The 25,820-nt window shown below is 67.2% G+C and carries 24 protein-coding genes; 14 read left to right on the forward strand and 10 right to left on the reverse strand.

Features of this window, described 5'->3' with window-relative positions; genetic code table 11:
- Nucleotides 1–187: 187 nt before the first annotated feature.
- Complete coding sequence (locus tag ACFTR6_RS11220; protein ID WP_377957979.1) at nt 188–1,708, forward strand: CoA-acylating methylmalonate-semialdehyde dehydrogenase; 1,521 nt, start codon at nt 188–190, stop codon at nt 1,706–1,708.
- 135 nt (nt 1,709–1,843) lie between these two features.
- Here the strand turns inward: ACFTR6_RS11220 and ACFTR6_RS11225 are convergent, their stop codons facing one another.
- Complete coding sequence (locus ACFTR6_RS11225) at nt 1,844–3,391, reverse strand: PucR family transcriptional regulator (RefSeq protein ID WP_377957980.1); 1,548 nt, start codon at nt 3,389–3,391, stop codon at nt 1,844–1,846.
- A 128-nt stretch (nt 3,392–3,519) separates the two neighbouring features.
- Between ACFTR6_RS11225 and ACFTR6_RS11230 the strand changes: the two genes are divergently transcribed.
- Nucleotides 3,520–4,896 (forward strand): aspartate aminotransferase family protein, encoded by a 1,377-nt coding sequence (locus tag ACFTR6_RS11230; protein ID WP_377957981.1) that lies wholly within the window; start codon nt 3,520–3,522, stop codon nt 4,894–4,896.
- A gap of 70 nt (nt 4,897–4,966) precedes the next feature.
- Here the strand turns inward: ACFTR6_RS11230 and ACFTR6_RS11235 are convergent, their stop codons facing one another.
- From ACFTR6_RS11235 to ACFTR6_RS11255, 5 genes are all read right to left on the reverse strand, one after another.
- Nucleotides 4,967–5,185, reverse strand: a complete 219-nt coding sequence (locus tag ACFTR6_RS11235) for a hypothetical protein (RefSeq protein ID WP_076803631.1) — start codon at nt 5,183–5,185, stop codon at nt 4,967–4,969.
- A gap of 57 nt (nt 5,186–5,242) precedes the next feature.
- A complete protein-coding gene (locus ACFTR6_RS11240) occupies nt 5,243–5,737 on the reverse strand; it encodes a MarR family winged helix-turn-helix transcriptional regulator (protein WP_377957982.1) in 495 nt (164 codons plus the stop codon).
- Nucleotides 5,738–5,767: 30 nt separating this feature from the next.
- Complete coding sequence (locus tag ACFTR6_RS11245; protein ID WP_377957983.1) at nt 5,768–6,856, reverse strand: calcium:proton antiporter; 1,089 nt, start codon at nt 6,854–6,856, stop codon at nt 5,768–5,770.
- A gap of 46 nt (nt 6,857–6,902) precedes the next feature.
- Entirely contained in the window at nt 6,903–7,205 is a 303-nt protein-coding gene (locus tag ACFTR6_RS11250) for a DUF4193 domain-containing protein (protein ID WP_076799312.1), read from the reverse strand.
- 109 nt (nt 7,206–7,314) lie between these two features.
- Complete coding sequence (locus tag ACFTR6_RS11255) at nt 7,315–7,524, reverse strand: hypothetical protein (protein WP_076799311.1); 210 nt, start codon at nt 7,522–7,524, stop codon at nt 7,315–7,317.
- 276 nt (nt 7,525–7,800) lie between these two features.
- Here ACFTR6_RS11255 and ACFTR6_RS11260 point away from each other — a divergent pair, with 276 nt between their 5' ends.
- Nucleotides 7,801–8,568 (forward strand): lytic transglycosylase domain-containing protein, encoded by a 768-nt coding sequence (locus ACFTR6_RS11260; protein WP_377957984.1) that lies wholly within the window; start codon nt 7,801–7,803, stop codon nt 8,566–8,568.
- Nucleotides 8,569–8,614: 46 nt separating this feature from the next.
- On the opposite strand, the gene ACFTR6_RS11265 is transcribed toward ACFTR6_RS11260, so the two are convergent.
- Nucleotides 8,615–9,904: an ammonium transporter gene (locus ACFTR6_RS11265; RefSeq protein WP_377957985.1), complete on the reverse strand. Its 1,290-nt coding sequence runs from the start codon at nt 9,902–9,904 to the stop codon at nt 8,615–8,617.
- Between the two features lie 273 nt (nt 9,905–10,177).
- Between ACFTR6_RS11265 and glnT the strand changes: the two genes are divergently transcribed.
- From glnT to ACFTR6_RS11295, 6 genes are read left to right on the forward strand one after another with little or no spacing between them, the layout of a single operon-like run.
- Nucleotides 10,178–11,551, forward strand: a complete 1,374-nt coding sequence (gene glnT / locus ACFTR6_RS11270) for a type III glutamate--ammonia ligase (RefSeq protein ID WP_377957986.1) — start codon at nt 10,178–10,180, stop codon at nt 11,549–11,551.
- Nucleotides 11,552–11,594: 43 nt separating this feature from the next.
- Complete coding sequence (locus tag ACFTR6_RS11275; RefSeq protein ID WP_377957987.1) at nt 11,595–12,503, forward strand: glutamine amidotransferase; 909 nt, start codon at nt 11,595–11,597, stop codon at nt 12,501–12,503.
- Nucleotides 12,491–13,222 (forward strand): protein glxC, encoded by a 732-nt coding sequence (locus ACFTR6_RS11280; RefSeq protein ID WP_377957988.1) that lies wholly within the window; start codon nt 12,491–12,493, stop codon nt 13,220–13,222. The genes ACFTR6_RS11275 and ACFTR6_RS11280 overlap by 13 nt, the downstream gene beginning before the upstream one ends.
- Nucleotides 13,223–13,234: 12 nt before the next feature.
- On the forward strand, nt 13,235–14,593 hold the full coding sequence (locus ACFTR6_RS11285; protein ID WP_377957989.1) for an FMN-binding glutamate synthase family protein: 1,359 nt from the start codon (nt 13,235–13,237) through the stop codon (nt 14,591–14,593).
- On the forward strand, nt 14,593–15,912 hold the full coding sequence (locus ACFTR6_RS11290; protein ID WP_377957990.1) for an allantoate amidohydrolase: 1,320 nt from the start codon (nt 14,593–14,595) through the stop codon (nt 15,910–15,912). Before ACFTR6_RS11285 ends, ACFTR6_RS11290 begins: the two co-directional genes overlap by 1 nt.
- Nucleotides 15,912–16,532, forward strand: coding sequence for a helix-turn-helix domain-containing protein (locus tag ACFTR6_RS11295; RefSeq protein WP_377957991.1), 621 nt, complete (start codon nt 15,912–15,914; stop codon nt 16,530–16,532). Before ACFTR6_RS11290 ends, ACFTR6_RS11295 begins: the two co-directional genes overlap by 1 nt.
- A gap of 11 nt (nt 16,533–16,543) precedes the next feature.
- Here ACFTR6_RS11295 and ACFTR6_RS11300 read toward each other — a convergent pair whose 3' ends face one another.
- Nucleotides 16,544–17,188, reverse strand: coding sequence for a DNA alkylation repair protein (locus ACFTR6_RS11300; protein WP_216639996.1), 645 nt, complete (start codon nt 17,186–17,188; stop codon nt 16,544–16,546).
- A gap of 187 nt (nt 17,189–17,375) precedes the next feature.
- Between ACFTR6_RS11300 and ACFTR6_RS11305 the strand changes: the two genes are divergently transcribed.
- The 4 genes from ACFTR6_RS11305 (at nt 17,376) to ACFTR6_RS11320 (ending at nt 21,898) form a co-directional block, all read left to right on the forward strand.
- On the forward strand, nt 17,376–18,134 hold the full coding sequence (locus ACFTR6_RS11305; RefSeq protein ID WP_377957992.1) for an SDR family NAD(P)-dependent oxidoreductase: 759 nt from the start codon (nt 17,376–17,378) through the stop codon (nt 18,132–18,134).
- 128 nt (nt 18,135–18,262) lie between these two features.
- Entirely contained in the window at nt 18,263–19,354 is a 1,092-nt protein-coding gene (locus ACFTR6_RS11310) for an MFS transporter (protein WP_377957993.1), read from the forward strand.
- Nucleotides 19,355–19,500: 146 nt separating this feature from the next.
- Complete coding sequence (locus tag ACFTR6_RS11315) at nt 19,501–20,862, forward strand: hemolysin family protein (RefSeq protein WP_377957994.1); 1,362 nt, start codon at nt 19,501–19,503, stop codon at nt 20,860–20,862.
- Nucleotides 20,855–21,898 (forward strand): hemolysin family protein, encoded by a 1,044-nt coding sequence (locus ACFTR6_RS11320; protein ID WP_076799298.1) that lies wholly within the window; start codon nt 20,855–20,857, stop codon nt 21,896–21,898. The genes ACFTR6_RS11315 and ACFTR6_RS11320 overlap by 8 nt, the downstream gene beginning before the upstream one ends.
- Before the next feature lie 79 nt (nt 21,899–21,977).
- Here ACFTR6_RS11320 and ACFTR6_RS11325 read toward each other — a convergent pair whose 3' ends face one another.
- Nucleotides 21,978–24,155 (reverse strand): fibronectin type III domain-containing protein, encoded by a 2,178-nt coding sequence (locus tag ACFTR6_RS11325; RefSeq protein WP_377957995.1) that lies wholly within the window; start codon nt 24,153–24,155, stop codon nt 21,978–21,980.
- Nucleotides 24,156–24,600: 445 nt separating this feature from the next.
- Nucleotides 24,601–24,999, reverse strand: coding sequence for a DUF5997 family protein (locus tag ACFTR6_RS11330; RefSeq protein ID WP_076799296.1), 399 nt, complete (start codon nt 24,997–24,999; stop codon nt 24,601–24,603).
- Between the two features lie 63 nt (nt 25,000–25,062).
- Between ACFTR6_RS11330 and ACFTR6_RS11335 the strand changes: the two genes are divergently transcribed.
- The gene (locus ACFTR6_RS11335; protein ID WP_377957996.1) at nt 25,063–25,806 is read left to right on the forward strand and encodes a LysR family transcriptional regulator substrate-binding protein; all 744 of its coding nucleotides are present in this window, start codon (nt 25,063–25,065) and stop codon (nt 25,804–25,806) included.
- Nucleotides 25,807–25,820: the final 14 nt, after the last annotated feature.

Here is a 25,820-nt window from a genome sequence, read left to right on the forward strand (position 1 = left end):
CTCCTGTGTGGAAGTGCTGGTGCCACTCAATCTAGAACCGGGGATCCCGCCGTCGGGCGTGTACAAGTGTCGATCCGGAGGCAGCGCGCTTGACAAATGTCGCGCCTTCGCCGGTCTGCCGCCCGACTACGGTGGCTAGCAAGCCGCTACGGCGCCCCTGCCACCCATCCCGAAAGCGAGAAGAAGCGTGTCCGAAAACAGCGTGTCCGAAAACCAGGAACTTCCCGTGCTGTCCCACTGGATCGGCGGAGAAGAAGCCCTCTCGTCCGGTGACCGCACCGCGCCGGTCTTCGATCCCGCCCGGGGCATCGAGACCAAGCGGGTTGCGCTGGCCAACGCCGCCGACATCGAGGCTGCCGTCTCATCCGCGCAGAAGGCCTTTCCGGCCTGGCGCGACCTGTCCATCACCAAGCGCCAGCAGATCATCTTCCGCTTCCGCGAACTCCTGAACGAGCGCAAGGGCGAGCTCGCCCAGATCATCACGGCCGAGCACGGCAAGGTGGTCTCCGACGCGCTGGGTGAAATCACCCGCGGCCTTGAGGTTGTGGAGCTGGCCACCGGCTTCCCGCACCTGATCAAGGGCGAGCACTCCGAGAACGTCTCCAGCGGCGTGGACGTCTACTCCACCAAGTCGCCGCTGGGCGTTGTGGGCATCATCAGCCCGTTCAACTTCCCGGCCATGGTGCCGCTGTGGTTCCTGCCGATCGCCATCGCCGCCGGCAACGCCGTGGTCCTCAAGCCCAGCGAAAAGGACCCGACGGCGGCCAACTGGCTCGCCGAGCTGTTCACCGAGGCAGGGCTGCCCGACGGCGTCTTCAACGTCCTGCACGGCGACAAGGAAGCCGTCGACGGCCTCCTGGAACACCCCGACGTCAAGGCCATCTCCTTCGTCGGTTCCACCCCGATCGCCCAGTACATCTACGAGACCGCTGCCCGCAATGGCAAGCGCGTCCAGGCGCTCGGCGGGGCCAAGAACCACATGCTGGTCCTGCCCGACGCCGATCTCGACCTGACCGCCGACGCCGCCATCAACGCCGGATTCGGTTCCGCCGGTGAACGCTGCATGGCCATCAGCGTCGTGGTCGCCGTCGAGCCCGTCGCCGACGAACTGATCGAAAAGATCACCTCCCGGATGGCCACGCTGCGCATCGGTGACGGCCGCCGCAATTGCGACATGGGCCCGCTGGTCACCAGGCAGCACCGCGACAAGGTGGCCTCCTACATCGACGTCGCCATCGAGGACGGCGCCAAGGTGGTGGTGGACGGCCGCGGCATCAACGTCGACGGCGACGAGAACGGCTTCTGGCTCGGCCCCACCCTGATCGACGACGTTCCGGTCACCTCCCGCGTCTACACCGAGGAGATTTTCGGTCCGGTGCTTGCCGTGGTCCGCGTCCGCAGTTACGAAGAGGGCCTGGACCTGATCAACTCCGGCGCGTTCGGCAACGGCACCGCGATCTTCACCAACGACGGCGGCGCGGCCCGCCGCTTCCAAAACGAAGTCGAGGTGGGCATGGTCGGCATCAACGTCCCCATCCCGGTGCCCGTGGCCTACTACTCCTTCGGCGGCTTCAAGGACTCCATCTTCGGCAGCTCCAAGGCCTACGGCCTGCAGGGCTTCCAGTTCTTCACCCGCGAAAAGGCCATCACCTCCCGCTGGCTCGACCCCAGCCACGGCGGCATCAACCTCGGCTTCCCGCAGAACTGATAGAGCGAACGGGAAAACCCCGCAGGATGTGAGAGAGCGTTGGGGGAAAACCCGCATAAAGTGAGTGAGCGTCGGGAAGGGTGCCGCCCCTCCTGACGCTCTATCACTTATTACCGGTTTCCCCCTGACCCTCTATCACTTATTACCGGTTCCCGCCTGTCGCTCCTCCAGGAACTGCACCGCGGCGAACAGCTCCAGCCGGTCGCGCATGCCGTCCAGGTTCAGGCCCAGGATCCGCCCGGCGGCGTCCACCCGGTTCCGCAGGGTGTGGCGGTGGACGCCGAGGCGCCGGGCGGTCTTGTCCCACACGCAGTCGTTCGCAAACCATTCCCGCACTGTTGCCAGCAGCTCCGTTTGCTCCGCCGCGTCATGGGCGATGAGCGGCTGCAGGAGCCCCCGGGCCACAGGCCCGGCCTTTTCCTCGCGCAGCAAACCCAGCATCCCGCCGTCGGACAGTTCGGAAAACTCGACGGCGCCCCTCCCCAGTTCTGTGGCGCGCCGCAGCGCCCGGCTGGCTTCCTCAAGAGCGCCGGGAAGAGCCTCCATGGCGGTCTCGGAGGAGATGCCGCAGGCGCCGTGCCGCTGCAGCAGTTCCACGACCTTGTCCTGGTGCTGCCGCCCGGCCAGGACCACCAAAAGGTCACCGCGCAGGGCGTAGAACACGGCGCCCCGGTGGTCATCGGCGAGCAGTTCCAGTGCCTCGAGCAGGTTCGGCGCCGGATTCTCGTGCCGTGAAGCGGTCACGAGCAACGGCTCCCGCGGCAGCTGGCCCCACACCTGCCTCGCCGTTCTGACCGCGACGTCGGTGCTGCCTGCCAGCAGCTGCTCGAAGACGCCCGCGCGCAGGTGCCGGCGGGCGGTGTCGAGGGTGCGGGCCTGTTCGAGTGCCAGGCTGGCGAGGCCGATCACGCTGTTGACGATGTCCGTCCTGGCCGGGTCCAGCGGCTCGATGGCACCCAGCACCAGGGCACCGCGAAGGCTGCCCTTCCGGCCGAGGGTCTGCAGCGTCACCGACTGGCCGGCGATCTCCAGGTGCGAGGCGGACCGCGTCCCCAGGTCCAGGGCATGACGGACCTTCGCTGTGACTTCGCCGGCGATATCGGAAGGAACCGGCCGATTCCTGGGCATCCGGACATAGTTGCCGGCAGCATCGTAGAGCGCCACCCAGCTGTGCAGCTGGCGTTCCAGCTCGCCGAGAATCGAGGTCAGCCCGTCAGGGCGGAGGGCTGCGCGGGAGATGGCCCGCTGTGCCTGCAGCGACCATTCCGCGCGGGCGTGCTCCTCCTTGGCCAGGTAATCAGCCACCATGCGGATGATCGCGATGAACGGCGTCCTGTCCGGGACCTCCAGCAACGGCAGCCCGTGGTTCCGGCAGGCTTCCTCCAGCGCCGGCGGCAGTGTCCCGTGGATAACCTGTGTGGCGAAGCCGAGGCCCGCGATGCCGTGCCCCACCAGGCGCTCCACGTACTCCTCATACCCCTTGCGGAACTCTCCCTCCACCGGGAACTGGGTCCCGTCGGTGAGCAGCAGCTGTCCGGCGTCGAGGAACGGCGTGGGGTCCTCCAGATCGGAGCTGTGGACCCAGCCGACCGGCTCGTCCAGCTGGGCGGATCCGGCGTCGGGCACGACGAGGCGGAGCTTCAGCGCGCGGCTGCGGAGGAGGACGTTTAGGCTTGGCGGCATGCCGGACCCCCAGGGATGTGAAAACGTCGAACAGGATGGGACCGATTGTACAAAGGTATATGGGGTTGCGGCGGCGGGGAACCGGATGATGAAGGAACTTCCTAATCCTTCCACCGAGAGGAACCGTCATGGTCGCCAGCCAGGCAACCCTGGACTCCGCAGTCACCAACGCCGCAGTCACCAGCGCAGCCGTCAGCCGCGGCACCATCAGCAACGCCGACGTCGTCGCCCTGGACCGGGCGAATGTCTTCCACTCCTGGTCGGCACAGAAGTCCCTCAACCCGATGGCGATCGCCGGCGGGTCCGGCAGCACCGTCTGGGACCACGACGGCAACACCTACCTGGACTTCTCCAGCCAGCTGGTCAACACCAACATCGGCCACCAGCACCCCAAGGTCATCGCGGCCATCGCCCAGCAGGCAACCAGCCTGGCCACCGTGGCCCCGGCCCACGCCAACCACGTCCGGGCCACGGCAGCGGCCAGGATCCTGTCCCACGCCCCCGCCAACATGGAGAAGGTCTTCTTCACCAACGGCGGCGCCGACGCGAATGAAAACGCCATCCGCATGGCCCGGCTGCACACCGGCCGCGACAAGGTCATCTCCCGCTACCGCTCCTACCACGGCAACACGGGCTCCGCGATCGTGGCCACAGGAGACTGGCGCCGCATCCCCAACGAATACGCCCGCGGCCACGTTCACGTCTTTGGTCCGTACCTCTACCGCTCCGAGTTCTGGGCCGAAACCCCGGAGCAGGAAACCGAGCGCGCCCTGCACCACCTGCGCCGCGTCATCCAGGCCGAAGGTCCGCAGTCCGTTGCCGCGGTCCTGCTCGAAACCGTCCCCGGCACGGCCGGCATCCTGGTTCCCACGCCCGGCTACCTCGAAGGCGTCCGCGCACTGTGCGACGAGTACGGCATCGTGATGATCCTGGACGAGGTCATGGCCGGCTTCGGGCGCACCGGCGACTGGTTCGCCCTCGACGCGTTCAACGTCACCCCGGACCTCATCACCTTCGCCAAGGGTGTGAACTCCGGCTACGTCCCCGTGGGCGGCGTCATCATCTCCGGCGACATCGCAGCCACCTTTGACGAGCGCGTGTTCCCCGGGGGTCTCACGTACTCCGGCCACCCCCTCGCCGCAGCCTCGGTCGTGGCATCCATCGAGGCCTTCGAGGAGGAGGACATCGTGGGCAATGCGGCCCGGATCGGCCGGGACCACCTCGGACCGGGCCTGCGTGCGCTCGCAGAGCGGCATGACGTGATCGGCGATGTCCGCGGCCGCGGCGTCTTCTGGGCGCTGGAGCTGGTCCAGGACCGCGCCACCCGCGAGCCGGTCTCTGCCGACGGCATGGGCCGCCTCAAGGCCGAGCTCCTGCGCCGGGGCCTGCTGCCCTTCATCGCCGACAACCGCATCCACGTCGTCCCGCCCGCCGTCGTGACGCCCGCGGAAGTGGCCACTGCCCTGGACATCTACGACCAGGCGCTCACCGCCGTCGGCCTCTAGCCAGGGGAAAACAGGGGAAAGTACGACGCCGGGCGGTCACCTTTGAGGTGACCGCCCGGCGAAAGTGACGCTAAAGGGGTTTGTTCCCATCGGCCTCGGCTTCGGGATCCGCCGCGTCCCCGTAGTGGGTGGCAGCACCCAGCCCGGCTACCTGCTGGTCCGCGTTGGTCTGGCCCGGCGGCAACCGCTTATTGTCGGAGTCTTCGGTCTCCTGCTCGGCGCCGGGCACCACATCCTCCCGCAGGTGCCGGTCGCCGGGCAGGTCGGGGTTCTCTTCGTAGTCCGTCATGCACTCAGCGAAGCAGGTGCGGCGGAGGTGCCGCAAGGGGTGGCGCCAGGAGGGGGATCAGGCGGTTGCCTGGTCTTCCGCGTCGGGGTCGGCCGGGAGGGTGTGGTCCACCTGGGCGGTTTCGATGAGCTGCGTCATGGCAACGTGGATGTCCTCCGCCTGGGCGCGGCTGAGGCCGAGCTTGGCCAGCATGGTGCCGGGGACGCCCATGGCCTTGTCCCGGAGCGCGGTGCCTTCGGGCGTCAGGCCCACCGCGAGGGACCGTTCATCCCCGGGAACGCGGCGACGGGTGACGTACCCCAGGGCTTCGAGCCGCTTGAGCAGCGGGGACAGGGTGGCCGGGACCAGGAGGAGGGCGTCGCTGATTTCCTTGACGGAACGCGGGCTCTTTTCCCACAGCGCAAGCATCACCAGATACTGCGGGTGGGTCAGGTTCAGTTCCTGCAGCACCGGCCGGTAGGCACTGATGACGGTGCGCGAGGCGACAGCGAGAGCGAAACAGAGCTGCCGCTCGAGCAGGAGGTCTTCGTCGCTCCCTGAGGGGGAAGTCATGAAGCCATGATATCGAAGTGCAAAATCCAGCTACGGGAACATGGCCAGCAAGAGGAACGCGGCGAACAGCACCAGGTGGATGGCTCCCTGCAACCGGGTGGCCCGGCCGGGCACCACCGTGAGTGTTCCGACGATGACGGTCAGCAGGAACAGGACGATCTGCGTGCCGCCGAGGCCCAGCGTCAGCGGGCCCTCCAGCCAGATGCTGGCGACGGCGATGGCCGGAATCGTGAGGCCGATGCTGGCAATTGCCGAGCCGTAGGCCAGGTTGAGGCTGATCTGGATTCTGTTCCGCGACGCTGCCCGGGTGGCGGCGAGTCCCTCTGGCAGCAGGACCAGGAGCGCGATGACCACGCCCACGAAGGACTCAGGGATCCCGGCACGGGTGACGCCCGCCTCGATGACCGGCGATACGGTTTTGGCCAGTCCGACGACGGCGACCAGTGCCGCGCAGAGCAGCGCCAGGCTGATGTAGGTGGCCCGGTTGGTGGGGGCGGGGCCGTGCAGGTCGTCCTCGCCGTCGCCGGGGGACACCACGGGCAGGAAAAAGTGGCGGTGGCGGACGGTCTGCGTCAGCACGAACACGCCGTAGAGGGACAGCGACGCCACGGCGGCGAAGCCCAGCTGCAGGGGAGAAAACTCAGGTCCGGGCCGCGATGTCGTGAAGGTCGGCAGGACCAGTGTCAGGGTGGCGAGGGTGGTGACCACGGCGAGGGCGGCACCTGCTCCCTCCGGGTTGAACCGCGGAATGCCGTACCTGCGGGCGCCCACCAGGAGGGCGATCCCCACGATGCCGTTGGCCGTGATCATGACGGCGGCGAAGACGGTGTCCCGTGCCAGCGAATGGCTGCCCTCACCACCGGACGCGATCAGCGTGACGATCAGGGCCACCTCGATGACTGTCACCGCAACTGCCAGCACGAGGGACCCGAAGGGCTCGCCGACGCGCTGGGCGACTACTTCCGCGTGGTGCACCGCCGCCAGGACGGCGCCCACCAGGACCACCGCGATGACGGTGGCCAGCACCGGGCCGGGGGAAACTCCCCAGGTCACGGCCAGCACGATCAGGCCGACGACGGGAACGACGGCGGTCCAGGACGATCGGAGCCGGGCCAGCACAGCGCTATCTTCTCAGTGCTGGCCCTGCAGTGCTAGAGCTTCGGTATTAGCCTTCGCACTCCGAGCAGTACTTCTTGCCGTCCTTTTCGCGCGCGAGCTGGCTGCGGTGGTGGACCAGGAAGCAGGACATGCAGGTGAACTCATCTTCCTGCACCGGAACAACCTGGATCAGCAGCTCTTCGTGCGACAGGTCGGCACCGGGAAGGTCGATGCCTTCGGCGGTGTCGGCTTCCTCCACGTCAAGCAGGGCCGTCTGGGACCCGCCCTGCCGGGACTGGATGGCCTCCAGGGATTCGTTGGCCGGCTGGTCCTCTTGGGTCACGCGGGGGGCGTCGTAGTCAGTTGCCATGGTTTTAACTCCTTCGGCTGAGCGCCGGACGGCGCACATTCGCAGGACTCAACGAGCGGGCGCCGCCAGGTATTCCCGGTAACCGGGGACGGGTTAAGGTCCCCAAAGTCTAGAGGATGACTTCGCGGGTCATGCCGAATGGAACCTCTTCGGACAGCGCGGCGGTGTAGCTCCCGGGCCTGTTGCGGGTAACGACGATCCCGTGCGTTCGGGTGAGCATGGCCGCCTCCTGAAGGCACTTGACGGCAGCATCCAGCCGTTCGTCGAGGACCTTGCGGTTGTCTACCTGGATGTCGATCGTTTGGGTGGTGCTGGGCATGGGTGTCCTTTGGGCAGTTCAAAATTTGGGCTTTATCAGAAATGTGGGCCGCGCGCGGAAATGGCGGCAGGCCGCTCCGGGATCACTGCGTACGCAGCTGCGCCGGGCGCCAATATGTTCAGCCGGTAGGCCGCTGATGCACCGCCCCCACGGGGCTCTGATGAAGCCGGTCCACGCATACTGTCTCGCGTGCATCTTGTTCGGTGCCTGCATAAAAGTAGAACGGCGGACCCGGCACTTTGTCAACGTTTAGGGGCTCCCGGGTTAGGCTGTTCCGTGCTTCGTCTGAAACGCCTTGCGGTCCTCAGCCTTGTCGCGTTCGGCGCCATCACGGCGTCCGCGTTCTGGCTTATCGGCGCGACCGGTGCGGGGACCTCCGGCGCAGGGAACCGTGCGGGCCAGCCGGCGCCCCCGCAATCGGCGGGCAAGTTCGTGCCGCTCGCAAACGGCAGCCAGCATGCCGTGAACATCACCAGGACTGTGGACCCTGGCTGGCTGGCGCGGACCGCAGCGCAAACAGGCATTCCTGACCGGGCGCTCCGCGCGTATGTTGCCGGGGCCGGCATGGCGAACGCTGCGGTACCGGGGTGCAGAATCGGCTGGAACACGGTGGCCGCCGTCGGGTTTGTCGAGTCCGCCCACGGCGCCCTGGGCGGCGGCCGTCTGACCACATCGGGGAAAGTGACGCGCCCGATCGTCGGCCCCGGACTTAACGGCGATGGCTTTGCCGCCATTGCCGACACCGACGGCGGCTCGCTCGATGGCGATACCCTTTGGGACCGCGCCGTGGGGCCCATGCAGTTCATTCCCTCCACGTGGAAGCTGGCGGGCAAGGACGCCAACGGGGACGGGGTGGCGGACCCGCACAACATCGACGACGCCGCTCTCAGCGCGGCAGGCTATCTTTGCGCCGGCGGCCGCGACCTCACCACCGCCCAGGGGTGGAGCGACGCCATCTGGTCCTACAACCAGTCCGAGGCATACCTGAGCCAGGTGGGCGGCAAGGCTGTTGAATACGCGGAGCAGGCCGGGCCTACCAAGTAGACCCGGCCTGCTCACGAAGATGTTCCCTTTTCCGGAGCGGTGCGGTTCAGCCCCGGTGCGGGGAGCCCAGTTCCACGGGTTCCTCATCCATCAGGTAGGCGGACTCGGAGTGGGCCGCGATGTCGATGCCGCGGAGTTCGGCCGCTTCGTCGATGCGGAGGCCGACGGCGATGTTGAGGACCTTGGCGATGACCCAGGTGACGGCAAAGGAGTAGGCAAGGGTGGCCAAAGTTGCGACCGTCTGGGTGCCGAGCAGGTCAAAGCCTCCGCCGTAGAAGAGCCCGTTGATCTTGTTCGGAGCGGCGTCCGTGGCGAAGAGCCCGATCAGCAGGGTTCCGATGATGCCGCCGACGAGGTGCACGCCGACGACGTCGAGCGAGTCGTCGAAGCCAAGGCGGAACTTCAGTTCGATGGCCAGGGAGCAGACGGCCCCGGCGATCACTCCGATGGCCAGTGCCCCGAGCGGGCTCACCGCACCGCATGCCGGGGTGATGGCCACGAGGGCCGAAATCAGTCCGGACGCCGCCCCCATACTGCTGGCGCTGCCGAGCCGGATGCGTTCCACGAGGGTCCAGGCAAGCAGGCCGGCGGCGCCGGCCACGGCTGTGTTCAGGAAAACCACCGACGCCGAATGCCCGGCTGTGAGGGCGGAACCGGCGTTGAAGCCGAACCAGCCGGCCCACAGCAGTCCTGCTCCCACCAGCACCAGCGGGCGGCTGTGCGGCCTGACGTGCTCGCTCCTGGGCCAGCCGGCGCTGCGTCCCAGGACCAGTGCGAGTGCGAGGGCTGCGATTCCGGCGTTCATGTGCACGGCGGTTCCGCCGGCGAAGTCGATTGCCTTGAGGTTGTTGACGATCCAGCCGCCGGTGACTGAGCCGTCAGCGGAGCTGAAAGCGAAAACCCAGTGGGCCACCGGGAAGTAGACCAGTGCGGCCCACAGGGCCGCGAAGGTCATCCAGGCGCCGAACTTCATCCTGCCGGCCGCGGCACCGGCGATGATGGCGGTGGTGATCCCGGCAAAGAACAGCTGGAAGGCGGCGAACAGCGCCGGCGGTATCGCGGCGTCGGGATCCTCGGCCAGCAGCTGGCCCAGGCCGAGGTACTCGGTGGCATCGCCGATCAGGCCGGCTCCGCCAAGGGAATTGCCGAAGACCATCGAGTAGCCGAACACCGCCCAAAGGACGGCGACGACGCTGACGCCGCCGAAACACATCATCATCATGTTCAGGATCCGCCGGGATCCCACCATGCCCCCGTAAAACAGGGCAAGTGCCGGGATCATCATGCAGACCAGGGCGCTCGCGGCGAGAATCCAGGCAACATCTCCAGAATTCATGGAAACTCCAATCGGGGACGGAAAGAGGCGTGTGGTGCCCGGTTCCTGAGGGTGGACACATCTTTGAGGGTGAACACAGGCCAGTGACGTGAAACCATGATTCCCCGCAGTGAACGGCTGCGGGTTTCGCCGGCGTTAATTTCGCGTTGCGATCGGTACCTTCACCCGTCTTGCAGATTTAACAAACCGAGCGGGCTTTTGTAACATCGCTTTGGCTACTGTGGTTCAACAACGTTCACTGTAGGTAACACCGAACCGAACAGGACAGTTCCGATGACAAGCCTCGCAACACCTGAAGTAGCAACGGAGCCCGCCATTTCATTGGAAGCGGGCCGGATCGCTCTCGCCGACATCGCCAAGGCCCATGATGTCCGCTTCCTGCTGGCCACCTTCGTGGACATGACCGGCAAACCGTGCGCCAAGCTGGTGCCCGTCGAAGCCGCCGATGAGCTCGAGGCCGGCGCCATGGGCTTCGCCGGCTACGCGGCCGGCCTCATCGGCCAGAAGCCGCAGGATTCCGACCTCATTGCCGTTCCCGACCTCGCGTCCTTCACCCCCGTGCCGTTCATCAAGGAAGGGCTCGCACTGATCCACTGTGATCCCTACGTCGACGGCAAGCCGTGGCCCTACGCGCCGCGCGTCATCCTCAAGAACACCCTCGCCCGCCTGGCGGAGAAGGGAATGCAGGCAAAGATCGGCGCCGAGGTGGAATACTTCCTCGTCAACAAGAACACCGACGGCACCCTCAGCACCGCCGATACCCGCGACGACTCACCCCGTCCCTGCTACGACGCCCGCGGCGTCACCCGCATGTACGAGCACCTCACGTCCATCTCCACGGCCATGAACAGCCTGGGCTGGGGCAACTACGCCAGTGACCACGAGGACGCCGCCGGTCAGTTCGAGCAAAACTTCAACTATGCGGACGCGCTGACTACTGCGGACCGCGTGGTCTCCCTGCGCTACATCCTGAACATCCTGGCTGAGCAGCGCGGCATGACGGCCACCTTCATGCCCAAGCCCTTCACCGACCGCACCGGCACGGGCCTGCACTTCCACCTGTCGCTGTGGTCAGGGGCTGACGCCCTCTTCCCCGGGAACGACGGCGACCGCGGCCTTGGGCTGTCAGCCCTCGCCTACTCCTTCATTGGCGGCCTGCTCGAACACGCCCCGGCCCTGCAGGCGTTCCTCGCTCCCACAGTGAACTCGTACAAGCGCACCGGTGCCACCACCAGCTCTTCCGGCGCAACGTGGTCGCCCCGAAAGGCCTCCTTCGGCGGCAACGACCGGACCCACATGGTCCGCGTGCCGGATGAAAAGCGGATCGAGCTGCGCTCCGGGGACGGCTCGGCCAACCCCTACCTCGCCATCGCCACCGCCATCGAGGCCGGCCTGGACGGCATCGCCAGGGAGACGGACCCGGGAGCACCCTCCGGCCCGGGTGAAGCGCGGCCCGACGCCCACCTGCTGCCGGCAACGCTGCTCCACGCCGTCGAAGCCCTGCGGCGGGATCCCGTGATCCTCTCCAGCCTCAGTGGGGATGAGGCGATCGGCAAGTACTACGCCGACGCCAAGGAGGAGGAGTTCCTCACCTGGCACAACCAGGTGAGCGACTGGGAAATCCGGACCTACCTGACCTCGATCTGAGCTCCATCCCAAAACAGAACCAGCCCTAGCAAAGGACCCTGAAATGTGCGGAATCGCCGCGCTGCAGCTGCGCAACCCCCTGCTGCACCCCCGGATGGGCAGCCTCCTGTCCTCGATGATGTGCCAAATCGTGGACCGGGGCCCGGACTCCGCCGGCCTCGCCGTCTACGACACCCCAGGCCTCGTTTCCGGCAACACCTCCACGCTCAGCCTGCTGGGCAAGGACCAGGGCATGCCGGCAGCCGGGATCGCCGCGGCGCTGGAGAACCTGCTGCCCGCCTCCGCAGGGACAACTGTGAAAGTGGTGGGCGATACGACCTTCGTCAGTTCCGCCGTCGACACCGGGCTGCTTGCTAAGGCAGTGCGCGAAACCCTCCCGGAGTCCACCATCATCGGCCGCGGTGAACACGTGGCCGTCATGAAAAGCGTGGGCCATCCGATGGAGATCGCCGCGGAGCACGGGCTGGAGGCCATGTCCGGCAGCCAGGGCCTGTCCCATACCAGGATGGCAACGGAGTCGGCCGTCACGGCCGGCGGTTCGCACCCGTTCTCCGTTGCCGACGACCTGTGCCTGGTCCATAACGGCTCCTTCTCCAACCACGCCACCATCCGCCGGGACCTGCTGCGCGAAGGCGTGGTGTTCGACTCGGACAACGACACCGAAGTGGGCGCCCGCTACATCGCGTCCCGCCTGAAGCAGGGCGACACCCTGGAGGAGGCCCTGACCAGCCTCGGCAAGGTGTTCGACGGCTTCTACACGCTCGTCGTCACCACCGCCGACAGCATGGCAGTGGTCCGCGACCCCATCGCCTGCAAGCCGGCCATCATCGCCGAAACGGACGATTACGTGGCCATGGCTTCCGAATACCGCGCCCTGGCATCCCTGCCCGGCATCGCAACAGCCCGCATCTTTGAACCGGAACCCGGAAAGGTCTACACATGGTCACTCTGATCGAAACCCAGACGCAGGATTACCCGACGGCCACCGATGAGCTTCCCGCGCTCGTGGACCTTGCCGACAGCCCCGTCCGTGACCTCAACCAGGCTCTGCACGAGGCACTCGACGGGCAGTCCTGGACTGTCGAGAACCCGGGCGGCAAGCACAGCCTCGCCGTCGGCATCGATGCCGCGGTGTGCGTCACGATCAACGGCCATGCCGGCTACTACGCCGCCGGGATGCACCAGAAAGGGGAGGTGACCATCAACGGCAACGCCGGCGTCGGACTCGCGGAGAACATCATGTCCGGAAAGGTCCATGTAAAAGGGGATGCCTCCCAGTCGGCGGCGGCCACCGGGCACGGCGGGCTCGTGGTGATCGACGGCAATGCCGGAGCCCGCTGCGGGATCTCCATGAAGGGCGTGGACATCGTGGTGGGCGGCAACATCGGCCACATGTCAGCCTTCATGGCCCAGGCCGGCCGGCTTGTGGTCTGCGGCGATGCCGGGGACGCCCTCGGCGACTCCATTTACGAAGCCCGCATCTACGTGAAGGGCACCGTCGCTTCCCTGGGCGCTGACTGCATCGAGAAGCCGATGAAGGCCGAGCACCTGGAGGAGCTCGCCGGGCTGCTCGCCGCCGCCGACCGCACCGACAACCCTGCCGACTTCAAGCGCTACGGCTCGGCCCGGAACCTTTACCACTTCAGCGTCCACAACTCGACGTCTTACTAGAAGGACAACGCCATGACCATCACCTCCCTGGGCGCCCCATCACCCCTCCCCGCACAGCAGGTTGAAGAACTGGGCCTGCGCGAATCAGCCACATTCGACCGCGCCACCATCGCCGACATCCAGCGGGCCGCCGCCACCGGCGTCTACGACATCCGCGGCTGGGGAGCCAAGCGCAAGGTCCCGCACTTCGATGACCTGCTGTTCCTCGGAGCCTCCATGTCGCGCTACCCGCTGGAGGGGTACCGCGAAAAGTGCGATACCGACGTCGTCCTCGGTGACCGCTACGCCTCAAGGCCGCTGCACCTGCAGACCCCGGTGACCATCGCCGGCATGAGCTTCGGGGCCCTGTCCGCCAACGCCAAGGAGGCCCTGGGCCGCGGTGCCAGCGAGGTGGGCACCTCCACCACCACCGGCGACGGTGGCATGACCCCGGAGGAGCGCGGGCAGTCCAAGCACCTCGTGTACCAGTACCTGCCCTCGCGCTACGGCATGAACCCGGATGACCTCCGGAAGGCCGACGCGATCGAAGTGGTCCTCGGCCAGGGCGCCAAGCCCGGCGGCGGCGGCATGCTGCTTGGACAGAAGATCACCGAGCGCGTGGCCGGCATGCGCACCCTGCCGGTGGGAATCGACCAGCGCTCCGCCAGCCGCCACCCGGACTGGACCGGACCTGACGACCTGGAGATCAAGATCGGCGAGCTCCGCGAGATCACCGACTGGAAGACGCCCATCTACGTCAAGATCGGCGCGTCCCGTCCCTACTACGACACCGCCCTTGCCGTGAAAGCCGGTGCCGACGTCGTCGTCGTCGATGGCATGCAGGGCGGCACCGCCGCCACCCAGCAGGTGTTCATCGAAAACGTCGGCATCCCCACCCTCGCGGCCATTCCGCAGGCGGTGCAGGCACTGCAGGAACTCGGCCTGCACCGCAAGGTCCAGCTCATCGTCTCCGGCGGCATCCGCACCGGGGCCGACGTTGCCAAGGCCATGGCCCTTGGCGCCGATGCGGTGGCCATCGGCACGGCGGCGCTGATCGCGCTGGGCGACAACGACCCCCGGTACGCGGCCGAATACGCCGCCATGGGATCGGCGGCCGGCTTCTACGACGACTTCCAGGACGGCCAGGACCCCGCCGGGATCACCACGCAGGACCCGGAGCTCTCCTCCCGGCTTGACCCGGTCGCGGGCGGGCGGCGCCTCGCCAACTACCTGCGGGTCCTGACCATGGAGGCCCAGACCATCGCCCGGGCCTGCGGCAAGTCACACCTGCGCAACCTCGAGCCGGAGGACCTGGTGGCCCTGACCATCGAGGCGTCGGCCATGGCCCGGGTCCCCCTCGCAGGCACCAGCTGGATCCCCGGGGCGAAGTAATGCCGGAATCACCCGAACCTGTCGTGGCGGGCGCCGGCCGCGCCGGCGCCGCCACGGCTACCGATACCGTAGCCGGGCTTCTGCGGGACATTTCCGACGTCGGAACGGACGTCCGCCGCGGCGGCTACTCCCGGCCGGTCTTCTCCTCCGCGGAGACCGGGCTCCGGGCCTGGTTTGTGGAGCAGGCCGAACGGCGCGGGCTGGATGTCCACACTGACGGGAACGGCATCATCTGGGCCTGGTGGGACACGGCAACAGGCTCCCGCCGGGACGCCGTCGTTACCGGCAGCCACCTGGACTCGGTGCCCGGCGGCGGAGAATATGACGGGCCGCTCGGCGTCGCGTCCGCGCTCGTCGCCGTCGACATCCTGAAAGGCCGGGGGTTCCGTCCCCGCCGGCCGCTGGTCATTGCCGTCTTCCCGGAGGAGGAGGGCTCCCGCTTCGGCGTCGCCTGCCTGGGCTCACGCCTGCTCACCGGCGCGCTGGATCCGAACAAGGCCCGCAACCTGAAGGACGCGGACGGCAACACGTACGCCGACGTGGCCGCAGCTAACGGACAGGACCCCCGGTTCATCGGTGCCGACCACAGGACCCTCAGCCAGCTGGGCCTGTTCGTGGAACTGCACGTCGAGCAGGGCAGGGGACTGGCCGACCTCGGCCGGCCGGTGGCCATCGGCTCCTCGATCCTGGGTCACGGCCGGTGGAAACTGTCCGTGCACGGACAGGGAAACCACGCCGGAACCACGCTCATGAAGGACCGCCGGGATCCCATGATTGCCGCAGCCAAGATCATGATCGGCATCAGGGACACTGCCGCGAAATACCGGGATGCGCGGGCGACGGTGGGCCGGCTCCAGCCCGTTCCCGGTGGCACCAACGTCATCGCCTCCCGGGCGGACATGTGGATCGACGTCCGGCATCCCCGTGACGAGGTCACCGCTGCCCTGGTGGAATCGATCCACCTCAACGCCCAGGTGATGGCGGCGGAAGAAGACTGCACCGTGACGTTCGGCGTCGAATCCCTCAGCCCCACGGTGCACTTCGACGCCGGCCTGCGCGACCAGCTCCAGGCCCTGCTTCCGGCGGCACCGGTCCTGGACACCGGGGCGGGGCACGACTCCGGGGTGCTCGCCAGCCACATTCCCACCGCCATGCTGTTCGTGCGGAACCCCACTGGCATCTCCCACTCGCCCGAGGAACTGGTGGACGACGCCGACGCGGAGGCGGGTGCGGCGGCGCTGGCGGAGGCCCTTGCGGGCCTGCTGGGAACGGCCCGGGCGCTCGGATCCGGTCTGCAGGCTCCGCCTATGATGGCTTGATGACGGATCAGGCTGGCGAAGCGCGGGGCACGGCCGCGGAGAATACCGACGACGGCGTGACCGGCAAGCTCGAGCGGATCATTGCCGGCCAGGTCCGCCACTACCGGACGGCGAACGGGCTCTCCGCGTCAGAGCTGGCGTCACGGACCGGCATGTCCAAGGCGATGATCTCCAAGATTGAAACCGCCAGCACGTCCTGCTCCCTCACCACCCTGCAGCGCCTGGCGGACGGGCTGAAGATTCCGGTCACCGCGCTGTTCCGCGGCGCGGATACGGACCGGGACGCCACCTTCACCAAGAGCGGCCAGGGCAGCCTGACGGTGCGCAGCGGAACCCAGCACGGGCACGAGTACCGGGTGCTGGGGACCCTGAAGGGGCGGACCGACGCCATCGAGCCCACGCTGGTGACACTGACCGACGCGTCCGACGTCTTCCCGCTCTTCCAGCACCCCGGCACCGAGTTCATCTACATGCTCGACGGCAGGATGGTCTACGGCCACGGAGCGTACGAATACACGATGGAACCCGGCGATTCCCTGCTCCTGGACGGCGAAGGCCCGCACGGTCCGCTGGAGCTGCTGGACCTGCCCATCCGGTTTCTGGCCATTGCCGCGAAGTAGGGTTAGAAGCCTTAGGCCCCGCCCCGCCGGCTCACCATCTCATGGATCCAGGCGGGGGCAAAGGGAGACGTGCAGTTGGGCGGGGTGGGGTAGTCCTTCAGGACTTCCAGCCGTTCGCCGATATCGATGGCCCGGGCACGGTGCTCGGCATGCTCGATGCCGATCTGCGCCAGGGTATGGTTCATCGCCCACTGCAGGCGGTCCGGGGCGTCCTTCATCTCGGCCTCGATCGTGTCCAGCAGGCCCGGCAGGTCGAGCCCCTCGGGCTTCTTTGCGACCCGCTCCGTGGTCAGGGCCCAGCCGGCACTCGCGACCACGTGGTCCGGGTCGTCGGTCCAGGCGACGCGCAATTCTTCGGCGTGCGGGCTCTTCTTCACCACGTAGTTCACCAGCCAGTCATGCACCTTGGGCGAACGCGCCTGCCGCAGTATGGCGTCCAGTTCCTGCGCGCCGAACGCCTTGGGGCGGCAGATCAGCAACGCCAGCAGGCGGGCCGCGGTGTCATCCGTGGCCCACAAGCCGATGGCTAGGTCGTGCTGGGTCTTGAGCCGCTTCGCGACGGCGCGCAGTTTGGACAGGTTTACACCGTGGTCGTCGCCGCGCTTCCGGTTTGCCTCACGCATCCCCGGATCCTCGAGCGCGGCCAGTTCGGCCATCACCGCCTGGATTGTTGTGTCAGTCACCACTGCTCCTGCTCGCCGGCTGCCTCCAGCCGTATTCTATGACCACTGGAGCTGTCGTTCACACAATGAACGGACTGTTTAGTTAATGAACGCAACGCTAAAGTGGTCCGAGACACATCACCACGTCGCGGCACTTTTAGCTGGAACTGGAGGACAAAGCATGGAGCTGGAAGGCAAAATCGCCCTGGTCACCGGCGGCGGGCAGGGCATAGGACGCGGGATCGTTGACCGGTTCCTGGAAGAGGGGGCGCAGGTCGCCGTCGTTCAGCGCCGGGAACTGGGGGAGGACCTGCTGCGGCATCGGGGCGTTCTCGGTATCCAGGCCGACCTTGGTGACCCCGCAGCCATCAGGGCGGCTGCCGATCACGCCGCCGGGCATTTCGGCGGCATCGACATCCTGGTGAACAACGCCGGCATCATGTTTGAGCGCAGCGTCGCAGACATCACGGTGGACGAATGGGACCTGATGATGGCGGTGAACATGCGTGCGCCGCTGTTCCTGGCCCAGGCTGCCCTGCCGCACATGCAGCGGCGGGGCGGCGGAAGCATCATCAACATCGGATCCATCGAAGGTCTTTCGGCGAATCCACTCCACGCCGCCTACTGTGCGTCCAAGGCCGGCATCCACGGAATGACACGCGCCATGGCAGTGGACCTGGGCAAGGACGGCATCCGCTGCAATGCCATTGCCCCTGGGTGGATCGCGTCTGAGCTGAGCGAAAACTACCTTGAGTCACAGCCGGATGCGGCCGGCGCACGGGAGGCGCTGGACCGCCTGCACCCCGTGGGGCGGGTGGGCCGCCCCACGGACGTCGGGGACCTGGCTGTCTTCCTGGCCAGTGGCCGGTCGGGCTTCCTGACCGGAGAGGTTGTGGTGCTCGACGGCGGCAGGACGGCAAAGCTGCCGCTGCCGTTTTAGGGATCGCCGCCGGCAGGGGACCCGCCGGGGATGGACTATGGTCAAAGCAACACATCCAGAAAGGCGGTCCCTGCCGGCCCATGAGCGCGTCCGGATACCTTGCGGCTTCGATACCCCCGAGGATGGCCATGGCCGGTTCGGCCGTCGCGATCCCCATCCTCGCCGTGCAGCAGATGAACGATGTGGGGATCGGCGGTGCGCTGGTGGCCGTGTCCCTCGGCCCCAGTGTCCTTGCCGCGCCGCTCGCCGGTGCCGCACTGGACCGGGCCAGGCGCCCCGCCCTGCTTGTGGCCGTTTCCGGAGTGCTCACCGCCATGGCCTTTGCCGTAACCGCGTTCCTCGGCCAGCTCCCGCTGCCGCTGGTGTTCACCTGCCTGGCCGTGGCGGGCGCTGTCTCGCCCTTCTACATGGGCGGACTTTCCAGCTTCGTCGCCGATGTCATCCCTGGCGGCCGCCGGGCGTTTGCCTACGACGCCCTTTCCTACAACGTCTCGGCGGTGGCGGGCCCGGCCTTTGTTGCCATCCTGGCGCTGTTCCTGCCCGCCCCGGCCTCGCTCGCGGTGCTGGCCGCCATCGCCGCTGCAGGGGCAGTGAGCGTCAGCTTCATCGCCCTGAGACCGCACTCGGCTCCCCGGGTTTCACCGTGGCAGACGGTCGTGGCAGGGCTGCACTGGATCTCCAGCCACCGCCCCCTGACCGTGGTCACCGCCGCCTCCACGCTGAGCCAGCTTGGCCAGGGCGGCCTCGCGATCGCCGCCGTCGCCCTTTCCATCGAACGGATCGGTTCGCCCAGCGACGGCGCACTCGTGGTGACGTCGTTCGCCGTCGGAAGCCTGCTGGGTGCGTTGTACGAGACAGTGCGTCCCACGCAGGCCCGGCCCCACGCCGTCATGACGGCCGGTTTCTTCGCCACCGGGCTGCTGACCGTCGGCGCCGCCGTCGAGATCGGGACGGCCTGGACCGTCGTCGCAATCGGCCTGTCGGGCGTCTTCACGGCGTCCACTGCCGCCGCGATGCTCTTCCTCCGCAACTATCTGAGCCCGCCGCACCTCCGGTCCCAAATATTCACCGTCGGCGCCGGTCTTCGCGCCAGTGCCTCGGCCGGTGGCGCAGCCCTGGCCGCCTCTGCCACCGGATTCGGCGGCGCGCTGAGCCTGGCCGTCGTCGGAATCGTCTGGGTTGCATCGGCAGCCCTGATGGCCGCGTATCCGAAGGCCTAGCTGTTCGCTCCTGGCGATGGAGCAACGGGGCAGCAATAAACACCCGATATAGTGGAATGCACTATGGACGACCCTCCTTCACATATGCCCTGGCCCCTCATCCTCTTGACCGGCACGCCGGTTAGCACGGGAGAGGGGCGCCCTCAATGAATGAATGGATCATGATCGGGATCGGCCTGATCCTGACAGTCGGCACCGGATTCTTCGTCGCATCCGAGTTTGCCCTGGTCAATCTTGACCGCAACGACCTGGAAGCGCGCCAGGCCCGGGGTGAGAAACGCCTTGCCCCCACCATCAAAGCCCTGAAAATCACCTCGACGCACCTGTCCGGTGCGCAGCTGGGCATCACCCTCACCACCCTCCTGACGGGCTATACCTTTGAGCCGGCCATCAGCAGGCTGCTGAGCGGACCGCTGGTGGCGGCCGGACTCCCGGAAGGCTTCGTGCCCGGGGTGGGTGCCGTCGTCGCGATTTTCATCGCCACCATCTTCTCGATGGTGATCGGTGAGCTGGTTCCGAAGAACTTCGCGCTCGCGCTGCCGCTGGCTACCGCCAAGGTGGTAGTCCCGTTTCAGACCCTGTTCACCACGGTGTTCAAGCCCATCATCCTCCTGTTCAACAATACGGCGAACGCCATTATCAGGTCCTTCGGCATCGAACCCAAGGAGGAACTCTCGGGCGCCCGCAGCGCCGAGGAACTGAGCTCGCTGGTCCGCCGCTCCGCTGTGGAAGGCGTTCTCGACCTGGACCACGCGGCCCTGCTGCACCGGACGCTGCGCTTCTCCGAGCACAGCGCCGGCGACGTTATGACCCCCCGTGTAAGGATGACCGCAGTGAACACGGAGGACACGGCCGAGCAGGTCATCGCACTGGCCAGCACCACCGGCTACTCGCGGTTTCCGGTCATCGGCCGCGACCGGGACGACGTGCTCGGCGTGCTCCATGTCAAGCAGGCGTTCGCCGTCGCCCTCGAGGAACGCGCCAGGGTCCTGGCTGCCGACCTGATGATCGAACCGCTCATGGTCCCCGAATCCATGGGCGTCGACTCCCTTCTGGTGCTGCTCCGCAAGCAGGGCCTGCAGGTGGCCATCGTCTCCGACGAGCACGGCGGAACGGCCGGCATCGTCACCCTGGAGGACCTGGTGGAGGAGATCGTCGGTGAACTGGAGGACGAGCACGACCGTGCCCGGGTGGGCGTGGTCAGGACCGGCCGGTCCGTCACCTTCGACGCTTCGCTGCGCCCGGACGAGCTCCTGGACCGCACCGGCATCGCCGTCCCCGACGGCGAGGACTATGACACCGTGGCCGGTTTCGTCGCTGACCAGCTGGACCGCATGCCGGAACTCGGCGACGAGGTGGCCATCGACGGCGGCACGCTCCGCGTTGAGCGGGTGGCCGGCACCCACGTTGAGCGCCTCAAATTCACACCGGAGGAGACGGCAGAGCCGCCCAAGAGCGCGCATGACCGGATCATCGACAGCCTGACCCAGGAGTTGACCCATGAGTGAGTACCTTCCGGGCATCATCTGGCTTGCCGTCCTGCTGGTGGTCAACGCGTTCTTCGTCGGTGCCGAGTTCGCCGTCATCTCCGCACGGCGGTCCCAGATCGAGCCTAAGGCGGAGGCCGGCAGCAAGGCGGCGAAAACCACCCTGTGGGCCATGGAGCATGCCACGCTCATGCTGGCCACCAGCCAGCTGGGCATCACGGTCTGCTCGCTGGTGATCCTGAACGTTTCCGAGCCGGCCATCCACCACCTGCTGGAAATCCCGCTGGGCCTGACATCCCTGTCGGGGGAGGCGATCGGAGTCATCGCCTTCGTGGCGGCGCTGCTGCTGGTGACCTTCCTGCACGTGGTCCTTGGCGAGATGGTTCCCAAGAACATCTCGTTCTCGGTTCCCACCCGCGCGGCGCTCATCCTTGCGCCGCCGCTGGTGATGGTTGCGCGGGTTTTCAAACCGGTCATCTGGGGCCTGAACGGCATTGCCAACTCAATCCTCCGCCTGTTCCGGGTGGAACCCAAGGACGAGGCGACCAGCGCCTACACCCTGGACGAGGTGGCCACCATCGTGGAACAGTCCACGAGGGAAGGTGTCCTGACGGACAACACAGGTGCCCTCAGCGCTGCCTTCGAGTTCACGGCTAAGACCGTGGCCGATGTTGAGGTTCCGATCGGCCAGATGGTGCTGTTGCCGGCGTCGTCGACGCCGGCGGATATCCAGCGGGCGGTCGCCGAGCACGGCTACTCCCGTTACATTCTGACCGACGACGACGGCGACCCCTCCGGTTATCTTCACCTGAAGGACGTCATGGACCTCACCACGGCGGAGAAGTTCAGCCGGCCGGTGCCCGAGAAGCGCATCCGCCGGCTGGCCTCGACGTTCCGCGGCAGCGAACTGGAGGACGCCCTGGCCACCATGCGCCGGACCGGCGCCCACGTGGCCCGCGTCTTCGATGCGCGAGGGAACACCACCGGCGTGCTATTCCTCGAGGACATCATCGAGGAACTGGTGGGCGAGGTGCAGGACGCCACCAGCAGTTCATAAGGATCCCAAGCACACCGAAGTCCGGTGGCTGACGGCTGATGCCGCCGGCCACCGGACTTCTGTGGTTAAGGCTGGGTCTTTACTTGTTGGTTACCGTCAGCGGGCCGGCCATGCCGCCTACCGTCGACTCAACCCAGACGCTGCCCGGGTTGCTGGTGCCGGCAGCTCCGTTGCGGAGCCGCATGCTCCAAACGCCGCCGGTGGCCGGTGCCGCAGCGGCGGTAACGGCCGCCGTTCCCAGAATCCTGCCGGTCGCGTTGTTCTGGCGGATGGTGATGGTGCCGCCAACCACAGAGCTGGTGCCGCTGACCCGGAAGTCGCCGCTCTTCCACGTGGCGCTGCTGATGGTCACGCGGTCCGGAACAGGAACCACCTTGACGTCGTCCGTCCGGGTCTGGCCGCCAGCGGTCACCGTCAGCCGGAAGGTGAGCGGGTTGTTGGTCATCGGCGTCCGGAAGACCGGAAGGCTGAACGTGGGCTTGAGGGTGCTGCTTCCGCTCAGCGTGACCTTGTCAGGATCGGTCGGGCTGGTCAGGACCTGTGCCCACTGGTAGGTTGCGCCTGCCGTGGTGGAACCGGCGCCGTCCAGGGTGACCGTGGTGGCGGTGGTGCGGCGGACAACGTTCTGGTCCGGTCCGGCCAGGGCGACGAGGGCGCCCTGGACAGTGACGGCCTGGGTCATTTCCGAAACGGGACCCATGCCGTTGGTGTTGGAAGCGCGCACGGTGAACTGGTATTCGGTATCGCCGTTGAGTCCGCCGTAGACCAGTGTGGTGACGTCACCGGTCGTCGTCTTGGGTTCACCGAAAGCAACTCCTCCGGTGTAGGCCTGGATCGTGTAGCCGGTGATGGTGAGTCCGGTTGCGCCCGGATCGGGTGCGTTCCAGGACAGGGTGGCCGTGCCTTGGCCCACCACGGGTGCGGTGGTGAAGGTCGGGGCAGCCGGTACCGGATCATTCGTCACGGTGAAGACCCGCTCGGTGACGGCGGAGACGTTGCCGGATGGATCGAATGCCACGAACTTCAGGGTGGTCGTGGCAGCGATGTCCATCGGGCCCTCGTAGTGGATTGCCTCGTCTGAAAGCACTCCACCGGAAAGCACCGGCTCCGTGCCGTCAATGGTGTAGTAGATGTCGCTGCCCGTCTCGCTGGCGGTCAGGGTGACGGTCTGCGCCACAGCGGAAGTGCCGCCGTCCGGGGACGCCGACACAGTCGGTGCCTCGGTATCCGTGACCGGGATCGCATGGGCGGCCGGGAAGGTCTCACCGACGCTGCTGACGCCCACGACGTAGACGTCGTATTCCTCATCGGCGGAAAGCCCCGTGATGGTTGTGCCGGTGGCCCCGGCGCCGGAGATGCGCTTGCCGATTTCCACCCGCTCGTTGCCGGTCACGGTCTTGCCCACGGCCACGGCGCGGTAGCCGGTGATGGCGGGAGTGCCGGGGATGGCCTCGGCGGGTTTCCAGTTCAGCTTAATGCCGTCCGCGGTGTTGGCAGCGGTGATGCCGGACGGCGCCGGAGGGCCAGACTGCAGCGGGCCGTTGGGGCAGCCGCCCATGCCCGGGCCGCCGGGCTCGCCGTACTCGGCGATGGTCAGGCCCTGGCGGTTGTCATCTGCGTCGGCGAACTCCCAGGCCATGGAGCGTGCTCCGGCGGCGTTGGCGGCCAGCTCAGCCGCTGCCGTCTCGTCGAAAACGTAGGTGGCGGTGAAGGTGGTTCCTTCGATGGTCATGCCGGATGAATAGCCGCCCTTGTCCGATGGTGTGAGCGGCCCGGGCAGGGCGCGCACGTCGCGGCGGGCAACGCTGGTGTCGTCCAGGGCGGGCTCAATGATCCGCTGTTCCATCTGGGCAGGGTTGACGCCGTTGCCCAGGTAACCCTTCACCGTGACGGTGTTGCCTTCGCGGGTGGAGGATCCTGTCACGTAGGTGTCCTGCACCTTGGTTTCGCCGGCGGACGTACCGCCGAACTTTATGGAGACGACGTCTCCGGGGAGGATGTCCGGGGTGACATTCAGGCCGGTTCCGGCTCCCCAGCAGACGCCGCCGGGGTGGTTGATTTCGAAGGCGACGTCGCCGGCTGCGACTTCAGACTGGGCGGATCCTACGACCTTTCCACCCCGGGAAACCTCCACGGTTGCAGTCTCACCGATGCGGTCCTGGTAACCCTCGATGGTGATGAAGTCGCGGTCGGGGAAGACCACGATGTTGTCCGGGAAAGTAGGGACAGCCGCGCTCGCGGCCGGAATGGCGAACATGGAGGTTGAGCAAATGACGGCAGAGGCCGTGGCAAAGACGGCGGCCCTCCGTGTGGCGGGAAGACAAGAAGTGTGCGCTCCCGGCTCGTTCCGAGCTGATTTCATGATGACCTCATCGATCCGAGGTGCGCGACCTTCACGCACAACCACAGGATTGATAGGTGCCCTTGGAGAAATGTTGCACGCTTCAGGCCGGATAAGTGGCCGGATCAGCGCCTATGGGAACACCTTTTGGTCCCCCTACCTGGAGGGCCCCTGAGGGGATAGCCGACGGTTTGCCCACGTCAGTGCCCGTGCGGCCATCAGCGGGAGGTGCGCCCCCTTACGGCAGCACGAACCCCCACGCACCCCCAGCCCGGGGGGATCGGAATTCCGGGTTTCCCCAAGGCCACGGCCCGGAAACCGGGCCGTGGCCGGTTTATGCGGCGGGACCGGCCGGTCTCCCTTAGCCCTGGCGCGCCTTCTTTGCTGCCTTCCTGGCAGCCTCTTCCTTGACCCGCTGGGCCTCGGCGCGGACGGCGGCGTGCGTTGCCCGCTCGGCAACCAGCCATGCAGGGGGAGCCTGCAGCAGCGCGGTGATTTCCGCCGTCGTCAGTGCCTCTTCTACGCCGCCGCGGGCGAGTCCGCTGATGGAGATGTTGAGTTTCTGGGCGACCACCGGACGGGGGTGCGGGCCGTTGCGGCGCAGTTCGGCCAGCCACTCCGGCGGGTTGGACTGCAGCTCGGCGAACTCCGCGCGGGTGATGGTTGAATCCTGGAACTCCTGGGGTGTCGCAGGCAGGTAGATGCCAAGCTTCTTGGCAGCGGTGGCCGGCTTCATGGACTGGGAGTTAGCAGAGGTCATGCATTAAGGGTATCCGGCTGCACCGCGTCCCCTGACCAGGATGCCTGGCAGTAGTGTGAAGGTGTGCCCGCTGAAGACGAACCCACCCTGGACCCGGCCGCCCCGGACTCCCCGCCGCGCGAGCTCCGCTTCGCCTACGTTGCCGGCGTAACGCCGGGCAAGTGGATCCGGCGCTGGCAGGAGCGGATGCCGCACGTTCCCGTGCGCTCGTTCATGTCCGACGGCGGCAGCCAGCTTTCCGTCCTGCGTGACGGTTCGGCGGACCTCAGCTTTGTCCGACTCCCGGTGGAGCGCGAAGGCCTCAACGTCATCCCGCTGTATGAGGAACAGCCCGTGGTTGTGGCGCCCAAGGGACATGAAATCAGCGTGTTCGAGGACGTGGCGCTGGAGGACCTTGCCGAGGAAACGTTCCTCGACGCTGACGAACTGGGCGGGGCGGAAATCGCCCTGCAGGTGGTGGCGTCCGGCGCGGGCCTGTTGATACTTCCGATGTCCGTAGCGCGGCATTTCAACGTCAAAGACACCGTGGCCCGCCGCCTCACGGGGGCGCCGGGGACACAGATCGCACTCGCCTGGCCCAGCGACGCCACGGACGACGTGATCGAGGAGTTCATCGGCATTGTCCGCGGCCGCACGGCGCAGAGCTCGCGGCAGCCCTCCGCCCGGCAGGAGAAACCCAAGAAGGCGCCTAAGCCGGACCGCCGCGGCGCCGGGACCGGCGGGCAGAAACCCAAAGTCGCCCAGCGCTACGCCCCCAATCCGGACAAGGGGCGGGGCCGCGGCTCGCGGAAGAAGGGCAGGCGGTAACTGCGCTGGCCGGT

Origin of the sequence: Arthrobacter sp. NPDC057009 (genome assembly GCF_042673905.1) — a bacterium.
GTDB lineage: Bacteria > Actinomycetota > Actinomycetes > Actinomycetales > Micrococcaceae > Arthrobacter.

Bases quoted from the DNA above. Each gene is read 5' to 3' on its own strand.
- ACFTR6_RS11225 (WP_377957980.1), bottom strand. From the start codon at position 3,391: ATGCCGCCAAGCCTAAACGTCCTCCTCCGCAGCCGCGCGCTGAAGCTC.
- ACFTR6_RS11230 (WP_377957981.1), top strand. From the start codon at position 3,520: ATGGTCGCCAGCCAGGCAACCCTGGACTCCGCAGTCACCAACGCCGCA.
- ACFTR6_RS11235 (WP_076803631.1), bottom strand. From the start codon at position 5,185: ATGACGGACTACGAAGAGAACCCCGACCTGCCCGGCGACCGGCACCTG.
- ACFTR6_RS11240 (WP_377957982.1), bottom strand. From the start codon at position 5,737: ATGACTTCCCCCTCAGGGAGCGACGAAGACCTCCTGCTCGAGCGGCAG.
- ACFTR6_RS11250 (WP_076799312.1), bottom strand. From the start codon at position 7,205: ATGGCAACTGACTACGACGCCCCCCGCGTGACCCAAGAGGACCAGCCG.
- ACFTR6_RS11255 (WP_076799311.1), bottom strand. From the start codon at position 7,524: ATGCCCAGCACCACCCAAACGATCGACATCCAGGTAGACAACCGCAAG.
- ACFTR6_RS11265 (WP_377957985.1), bottom strand. From the start codon at position 9,904: ATGAATTCTGGAGATGTTGCCTGGATTCTCGCCGCGAGCGCCCTGGTC.
- glnT (WP_377957986.1), top strand. From the start codon at position 10,178: ATGACAAGCCTCGCAACACCTGAAGTAGCAACGGAGCCCGCCATTTCA.
- ACFTR6_RS11275 (WP_377957987.1), top strand. From the start codon at position 11,595: ATGTGCGGAATCGCCGCGCTGCAGCTGCGCAACCCCCTGCTGCACCCC.
- ACFTR6_RS11280 (WP_377957988.1), top strand. From the start codon at position 12,491: ATGGTCACTCTGATCGAAACCCAGACGCAGGATTACCCGACGGCCACC.
- ACFTR6_RS11285 (WP_377957989.1), top strand. From the start codon at position 13,235: ATGACCATCACCTCCCTGGGCGCCCCATCACCCCTCCCCGCACAGCAG.
- ACFTR6_RS11290 (WP_377957990.1), top strand. From the start codon at position 14,593: ATGCCGGAATCACCCGAACCTGTCGTGGCGGGCGCCGGCCGCGCCGGC.
- ACFTR6_RS11295 (WP_377957991.1), top strand. From the start codon at position 15,912: ATGACGGATCAGGCTGGCGAAGCGCGGGGCACGGCCGCGGAGAATACC.
- ACFTR6_RS11300 (WP_216639996.1), bottom strand. From the start codon at position 17,188: ATGGCCGAACTGGCCGCGCTCGAGGATCCGGGGATGCGTGAGGCAAAC.
- ACFTR6_RS11305 (WP_377957992.1), top strand. From the start codon at position 17,376: ATGGAGCTGGAAGGCAAAATCGCCCTGGTCACCGGCGGCGGGCAGGGC.
- ACFTR6_RS11310 (WP_377957993.1), top strand. From the start codon at position 18,263: ATGGCCGGTTCGGCCGTCGCGATCCCCATCCTCGCCGTGCAGCAGATG.
- ACFTR6_RS11315 (WP_377957994.1), top strand. From the start codon at position 19,501: ATGAATGAATGGATCATGATCGGGATCGGCCTGATCCTGACAGTCGGC.
- ACFTR6_RS11320 (WP_076799298.1), top strand. From the start codon at position 20,855: ATGAGTGAGTACCTTCCGGGCATCATCTGGCTTGCCGTCCTGCTGGTG.
- ACFTR6_RS11325 (WP_377957995.1), bottom strand. From the start codon at position 24,155: ATGTTCGCCATTCCGGCCGCGAGCGCGGCTGTCCCTACTTTCCCGGAC.
- ACFTR6_RS11330 (WP_076799296.1), bottom strand. From the start codon at position 24,999: ATGACCTCTGCTAACTCCCAGTCCATGAAGCCGGCCACCGCTGCCAAG.